This is a genomic window from Mycoplasmopsis mucosicanis (genome assembly GCF_006546935.1).
Lineage (GTDB): Bacteria > Bacillota_I > Bacilli_A > Mycoplasmatales > Metamycoplasmataceae > Mycoplasmopsis > Mycoplasmopsis mucosicanis.
Map to the genome: position 1 here is coordinate 1 of NZ_SMDN01000023.1, position 7,906 is coordinate 7,906.

5 protein-coding genes and 1 riboswitch are annotated in these 7,906 nt (G+C 27.3%); of the genes, 1 reads left to right on the plus strand and 4 read right to left on the minus strand.

Going from position 1 to position 7,906, the window contains the following annotated elements; translation table 4 throughout:
* Positions 1–6: 6 nt before the first annotated feature.
* A complete protein-coding gene (locus tag E1I18_RS03530) occupies positions 7–162 on the minus strand; it encodes an amino acid--tRNA ligase-related protein (RefSeq protein WP_141484212.1) in 156 nt (51 codons plus the stop codon).
* Positions 163–346: 184 nt separating this feature from the next.
* Positions 347–814, minus strand: coding sequence for a hypothetical protein (locus E1I18_RS03535; RefSeq protein ID WP_141484213.1), 468 nt, complete (start codon positions 812–814; stop codon positions 347–349).
* A 119-nt stretch (positions 815–933) separates the two neighbouring features.
* Positions 934–1,023: riboswitch (SAM riboswitch) on the plus strand.
* Positions 1,024–1,123: 100 nt separating this feature from the next.
* Between E1I18_RS03535 and E1I18_RS03540 the strand changes: the two genes are divergently transcribed.
* Positions 1,124–2,191 (plus strand): DUF4116 domain-containing protein, encoded by a 1,068-nt coding sequence (locus tag E1I18_RS03540; protein ID WP_141484214.1) that lies wholly within the window; start codon positions 1,124–1,126, stop codon positions 2,189–2,191.
* 509 nt (positions 2,192–2,700) lie between these two features.
* Here E1I18_RS03540 and E1I18_RS03545 read toward each other — a convergent pair.
* Both E1I18_RS03545 and E1I18_RS03550 read right to left on the minus strand, forming a co-directional pair.
* A complete protein-coding gene (locus E1I18_RS03545) occupies positions 2,701–6,759 on the minus strand; it encodes an Eco57I restriction-modification methylase domain-containing protein (protein ID WP_211334716.1) in 4,059 nt (1,352 codons plus the stop codon).
* 13 nt (positions 6,760–6,772) lie between these two features.
* Positions 6,773–7,690 (minus strand): restriction endonuclease subunit M, encoded by a 918-nt coding sequence (locus tag E1I18_RS03550; RefSeq protein ID WP_141484216.1) that lies wholly within the window; start codon positions 7,688–7,690, stop codon positions 6,773–6,775.
* Positions 7,691–7,906: the final 216 nt, after the last annotated feature.

The window sequence follows — 7,906 nt, forward strand, 5'->3', positions numbered from 1 at the left end:
TTTTCTTTAAGGTTCAATGATTTCATTTGTGTCCCTCGGTATAACTACAACATTTCTTATATCATGTTCATTAATTAGAAATAGTATTAGTCTTTCAATGCCAACTCCAAAACCAGATGTTATTATTGGTCGATCTTTTTCTTTGTGCTCATTAAAGAACATATATACCTCCACAAATTTTTAAAATTAGATTAGTATATCACTTTACAAACAAAGACAAAATATTTTTCTTATAGATATGCGTGATTTATAAAATGTAAAAGTCGAACGTAATAAAACGCTCGACTTTTACAATTTTCAAATTCATAATATTTAAATTGCAATATAAAGAATAAATCTTAATTAGTTATAGATTTATTTTGTTTCGTTTAGCAATTTTTTTGCCTTCTTTTGTTGCGTACGGACTAGCAATTCCAAGTTGTTTAAAACGACTAACCAGAGTTGAATATGAAAAATCTTTAGGTTCCGAACACTCAAAGCGTTCAAAATATTTATAAAAGGAAATCAAAGATAAAAAAGAAGAACTATTATTGTTCTCATTCCCTGTTAATCTATAATTATCAAAATAAGTTTTGCTCAATGCTATAAATTTCTCATCCGAATGTTTAAGAGCATGTTTGTTATTTAAGTTACCATGAGAGATTTTGATTTTAGTCCCTGTTTTTTGAAACTCTCTCAACTGTTTTCGCTTTCTTTTTATTGTTGAAATTGAGACATCTAAAGCTATTGATAATTGTTTATTTGTTCAATCGCTGTGTTTTGTAATTTGTCTAAAAATTAAATCGTTTTTTGTTTCATAACTCTGATTTTTCATACCAAATTATATTCCTTAGTTAAATTATAACTAAGAGGTTTATTTTGCTTGCTATTTTTCCATTTTATACTTACTAATTTTCTAATTTGGATTAATAGAAATCTTTTATAATACTATCGTAACTATAAAGAGAAGGGGAGAGACAAGCTCATTGAACCTTCAGCAACTTACCTAACAAAGGCAAAGTGCTAAAGCTTGTATGATAGTGAAGCGTTTAATTTTGGTAAAAATAATTAACTTCCTATCATAACTATAGGAAGTTTTTTCTTTCTTTTTTAGTTACTATTAATTATTAAAAAAGGAGAAAAAATGACAAAAATATTTGATGAATTAGCAAGTATTTGCATTAAAAATAACATAATTGAAAAACAAAACATTGAAGAACTCATAAATGAATATAACGAAATAGATGCAATAGTTAAGATAATTTCATTAGATGAATTTATATTGAATTATGAAAAAGTTGAATCTGCATGAAAATTATTAGAAAAGACTTATTTAAAGAGTCCTGATTTTATAATTAAATTTATAGAGAAAAAAGTATATCTCGATGTAAAACACGACTTTATTGCTCTTATTTTAAAAAGACATGTTGATAAGCAAATATTAAATGAGCCTAAATTTATTAGACAAGTTTTGAATTTTTGTAGTTTTTTTAATTTATTCGATTTTGATATTAATAATGAAGATCATTATAATATCGTTTTAGACGAATTAAACGATCATAGGTATTTATTTAAAAGGTTAAGCTATGAATTTAGAAATAATAAAAAATTTGTAATGGATGCTATAGAAAAAAATCCAGAGATATTGGTTGATATATTTGATAAATTTAAAGATGATTCACAAGTAATGGAGTTAGCAGTCAAAAGGTTGCCAAATAATTTTAAATATGCTTCAGATCGACTTAAAAATGATTTGGATTTTGCTTCAAAAGCTATTAAGAGAAAAGGTGATAATTTAAAATATACACCAACTCAATTGAGAGATAAAAAAGATTTTGTATTGCAAGCAATACAAAAAGACCCTTATTCAATAAGATATGCTTCAGATAGATTGAAAAACGATAAAGAATTAGCATTATTAGCAATTAGTAAAAGACCTGGTTGTTTACAATTTCTCTCTGATGAATTAAAAGATGATAAAGAAGTTGTATTACTCGCTGTTTCATTATCGTCTTCTGAATTAATGAACTCATCAGATAGATTAAGAGCAGATAAAGAAATAGTCAAGAAGTCTATGAGAGATATTTGTTTTTTACAGCATTCAGAATATGTGTCTAAAGAAATTAAGAATGACGATGATGTATTTAAGTGAATATCAGATGCTTACAAAGAAGAACATAAACGAATAGAAGATGATTACAAGCGAAGATAAGTGCTTTAAATGCATGCAAATATTATAAAATCCAAGACAACAACATTTTATCAATTGAGCAAGTGTACTATTAAAATTAAGTAGCTTAACTATTATTAGACTCGTGAGTTTCGGAGTTTAAACTAAAAAAGCGAAATTTGCGCTATTTTATACGCAAAAATCGCTTTTTTTAATTTCTTACATACCATTTTTAATAATTGTGTTTATTTCTACATTTTTTAGTTGCAGTTTTATTGTTTATATTTTGAGTGTATTCAAAACATGAGTTTGATAGCGTTATCAATGGCTCTGGTTTTATACTTAAAGTGGGAAATGTAAGTATAATGAATTTTTAGAAATTGTAAAAATTGTATATAGAAAAACAAAAAGTGTATTTTGACTAAAAATAACGGTCAATTTTACACTTTTTGTTTTTTACTCCGAAACTCAGGTATCAATGATCCTAATTAGCTCTAGTTTTATACTTAAAGTGGGAAACGCAGGAATAATATCGTTAATTATATTGATAATTACATCTCCTTAATAGAAGATTTAATATAGATACGTTCATTTTCGTTTAAACCATATTTGTCAAAAAGTTGTTCATCTATTTCTTCAATAGATTTTGACCAGTCTATATCAGAACTGCTAGTAAAATCTTGCATAGGAATTTTTGACCAAGTTTCTTTAGTCTTATTATTTTGAGTAGTCTTTTTCAAACCTAGCATTAATCTTGCAAATTTAGTTTTTATATACTTCAATAATGCTTCGGCTTCTTCTTTTACTTCAAATTTACCTAGAGAAATAAATGTTTGAGTATAACCTATTACAGGATAACCTATTACAGGAGTAGATAAAACCTCTCCTAATGCACCACTTCCATTTGCTGCGGGTACAAAAACTTTATAATATTCTAAATTTTCGTGATATTCAAGATATTTTTTATCTATCCACATATATGTTCTATCATTAAGAAGCCTTCCATATATTTGAACCGCATTATCAAATTCAAAATTTTTAAATAATAAATGATATTGTTTAAAAGCTGATGATGTAATTCTTTTTTCTTTTTTCATAACATTCACTAATTCAGGATAATCTTCAAAAACATTTTTTAAATTAAATTTATTTTGAACATACATAAGGTCACTTATATTTTCCTTAAAATTACTACTTTTGATACTAACTTTATCATATATTCCTCTAAGAATATTGTTAGAAATAAACATACCTATAGGACTATAATTAACATTTTTATTACGAGAAGTTATAGCAATACCACCTTTTATATCTACATTTTCAAAAACATCTGTAGATTTTACAGAATATCGTTCCACCTTAAAATGCATATCATCCAACATTTTTTTATTCCATATAGAAGGCGTTGATCCTACATTATTTAAAAATCTTGCAGGAGTTACAAAAATACAAATATCTGAGATGGAATAACCTAAATCCATAAATAAATTGTATATTGAATCATCTCTATTTCTTAAAGAATTATTAGCTTGATAAGGTGGATTTCCTATTACTGCTCCAAATTTCACCATTTCTTCACCTGCCTTCATTTCATCAGTTAAGTGTATTTCACTAAACTTTTTATTTTGTTTAAGTAAATAACCTACTCTTTCATAATCAACATCATCTGATTCATTTTTAATATTTATCAAATCATATGCATTAAAATGACTAGCAATGTTATCTACATTCAAATCTAATATTTCATAAAATCTTCTTGTAAATTCATAAGCAATAGAAGACGTAGGAATAGAGCAAATAATGTCTTTTACTTCTTCATGTGAAAACCCTAAATCATCAATCAATCGTTTATATAAAGCTACAGCATACTCACCAGACTTAGTTGCAATATCTAAAAGTTTATTTTTTTCATTTACTATTTTCCTTAATCCATCTTCTGGAATAAGATTAACCATTTCATCACAGACATTTGAGGGTGTAATCACCTCTGATTCAGACATTCTGTTAAATTTCTTTAAAGACGTTAAAGCTCTGTCTAATGGACTAACACTATCATCAAAAGCAAGTTTTGAAATATTTTGTATCTTATAATCTAATTTACTTCTTTTAAAGGGGTCCATTAAATACGATAATTTTTCTAAAACATTCTTATTTAAATATAAATTTTTTGCTAATCGAGTATTTTCATCATTTTGTATAACATTTAATATATCATCTAAAGATGTAACATTATCCTTAGTTAAGAAAGAAAAGAATAGCAACCTTTGATAATAAGTTTTTATTTGTCCTTCTAAGCGTTTAATTTCTTCATCAGTTTTTTCTTCTTTGAATGACTTATTTTCATTATTTTTATCACCATTCGTATCCGAAGAATCATCTGAAGGATCATCTATATCCAATTCCTCACCCTCACCTTGATTTGGAACTATTGTTAAACCTTGTTTAGAATTAAATTCACCTTGCTCTTCAATTACTTTTCTCACCTCATCATCTTCTAAAATTGATAAATCTATAGGAATATCCATTACCTCATCAGAAACACTTCTCTGATTATTATACAAACTCACAGCTTCAAGAATATTTGTTGCTTCAACTTGCTTAATCTTATTATTATTCATCACTATTACAGGAGAAATACGCAGTTCTTCTTCTATTCTCTCCCTCAATTTTGCATTTCCATTTTCGTCAGTGTTCACATTATATATTAGTGACTTTTGTTCTTGCATTCTGAATAGTCTATCTGGATCAAAGTCTACTAGCAATGTCTGTGGTTTTAAATTTTCTTTTATAATTCCACTTTCGCCTACTAATGTTCTAACATACTGATTTTGTAATCTAAATATAGATTGATCGTATTCTTGTGGTGAAGTTGTATCCTTAAAATACAACATGGTATCCCATTGTTCTACAGTAGATCCTGTAAGCATTCTGTTTACAGTTAATGTAAGAGTTTTTTTGTTTTGTGCTTCATATTCCTTGATTTTATTTTTAATATCATTAGGTGTTCTAAATGTTTTACTTGAATCTACCCCTGAAATATTTAAGATTTCATAATCATTTAAATTTTTAAAGGAATCTTTATTGTTAGTAATCAATGCCTCCATAGCATCACAAGAAGCACAGTAAGGTAAAACCATAACCATATGTCTACACATTTTGCCTTCTTTGATTTTGTCATAATCTAGGAATCCTAATAAGTCTTCATCATCTTTACTACCATCTATAACTTTTAGCAAATCAATTATTTCAGATTCATTTTGAAATTTTTTATGATTATTATTTTTACTATCCTTTTTTATAGATACAGGTTCAAATAATTTAGAGAAAGCAAAACTAACACCGCTTCTTCTTAAAGCTTCCATTTTTTGTCTAGAAGATTTGTTAGGATTGAATGCAAATCTAATCATTTGTGGAAAACCATAATACGGATTATCTCATTCATTTACGTCATCATTATTTAAGTTGATTTTATCTCATTCTTCCTGTTCCCTAACAATATCAGAAAACTGTACAAAAGAAATAATATCTTCTTTTTCAAATTCACTTCCCATCAATATACGATAAGGGGTTCCTGATAAATGCAACCTAATAGAAGCATTAATTTTCTTTATTTCTTCCTCAGCATCAAGTACATCTATACTATCGTCAGATATTTTTTTGAAATTCTGTTCATCAGTTTTTTCATATCCAGCATCTTTTAATATTTTTCCAAATGATTCTGCTCTTGCACCAAAATGAGTTTCATCTACTATTAATAAATCAATTTGCTCTTTAAATAATTGTTTATGTTTATCTTTTATTGTTTCACCTTGTAAATCTTGTAATGTTAAAAATAGGACAATCCTTTTGTCTTTGAATCTTTTATCTTTTATAATTTCTTCATTTCTCAATAAATCTTCAGCATCCAAGAATATATACTGATAGAAGTTTCCAGCACTTTCTACTGTTTTTTTTCATTCATCTTTAACATCAGCTTTAGCAGAAAGAACTAACACTAATTTGGCATCCATTTTTAGCGCACAACAAAGAGAGGTAAATGATTTACCAAATCGCATAACTGCATACATTAATAAGTTTTTTCTTCCATTTTTAATAGCTTTGTCAAAGTTATTTACTGCTTCTAATTGATTTGGTCTTAAATTCCAATTATCTCCTCGCTGATAATGAAAAGTTTGATGCAGATTATTTTTTGAGCTGTAATATTCGTATTTACCAGTGTTTTCTATATAGCTATTCTTTATATCATTAATGGCATTTTCAACATCTTCAGGTGTAGCTTCTTTAAAAAATTCTTTACTATAGTATAAATTATCTTCCAAATCAGAGGGTAATAATCTTTTCTTCTTTAAATCGTCCTCTAAATATTTATGAACAGAATAGTCCCTAAAGTATGTCTCATCATCAATAAGTGCTTTACCTTCATATTGTTTTTCTAGTTCTGGGAAGAATACTCTCCACTCACTAAGCCTTTTCGCAACAGAACGATAAGTATCCCCTACTTTTAGATAATTAGGAATAGTATTTGTTGTAAAAGCATAAATATGAGGTTCGACTCTACCATCAATAATCCTATCTAATATATCAATTGCCTCAATTTTATTGTCATTCAATTTAAAATACCTCCTAACCAATCAAGTCTTTAAATTTAACTTTCTCCTTAGATCTCCAATCTTTAATCACGCAATAGTCATCATTGCATTTCTCTTCAGAGCCAATAAATGACATCTTCTGGTTTGGTGATACAGACTTTTTAAATGGTATTGCAAAAGTTAAACCATCCATTTGCCATAAATTCCATGAAATGATTTCTGCAATTCTAATTAATTCTCTATCTGTTGGATACCTATTTAATTTAAATTCCATATTATCACAATAAGTAGCCAATAAATTTTCTCTAGCAATTAATAAGCTATCACCTTGAAATTCAAAACCATAGACACTTTGAAATGCACGTTCACTTCATTTAAGCCAATCTTGCTCATTATCTGTATTTTCATTTACTATTCTTAATTTTCTATCTAAAAGGCCGATCCTCTCTTCAAGTTCTATATATTTTCCAGAAACTGCATCATATCTACTTACTAAATATGGTGCTTCTCCACATGTAATCTCTAGCCTTTTATCATCTACATATTTTTCCCAAGTCCTATTTTTTTCTTTAGGAAATATGATTTTTTCTCTGGTTGAGACCCATGATTTCTGCGTTTCGATATTAAAAACATCACTCCTTCCAAACCAAGCACAATCAACCAAATTATTTTGTGCATTACAAACCCAACTAGGGGTAAATACTTCTGCTTTAGATTTTGTTCTAACAATTTGATTTTCTCTAGACTTTAATACTCTAGGTTGGATAATATTCCCGCTATTGCCGGTAATAAGATGATATTGTATAGCACATTTTGAATAATAAGAATCTCCAAGATGCCCATAGTCATCTGTTGCCCATATAATATTTTTATTTGTTGTTCTATCTATCAAGAGTATTTCTAAAACTTCTCTACTCCATTTCTCTTCACTTACATCAATATTAAAATCCATAATAATTAAATTATAAAACATAGTCTATGACTATGTTTTCAAAATTACTTAATCTTTTTATCTATAAAATGGAAAAGTGCATCTCCAGTAAATTTAATTAGAATAATTTTAAGCAAAAAAATGCAAAAGCATTCCTAAAAAATGTGAATTTTTAATAAAAGTCAATAACAAAATAATCAATTTGCATTGATTTTTAATGTCTAATGGTTTGGAGCG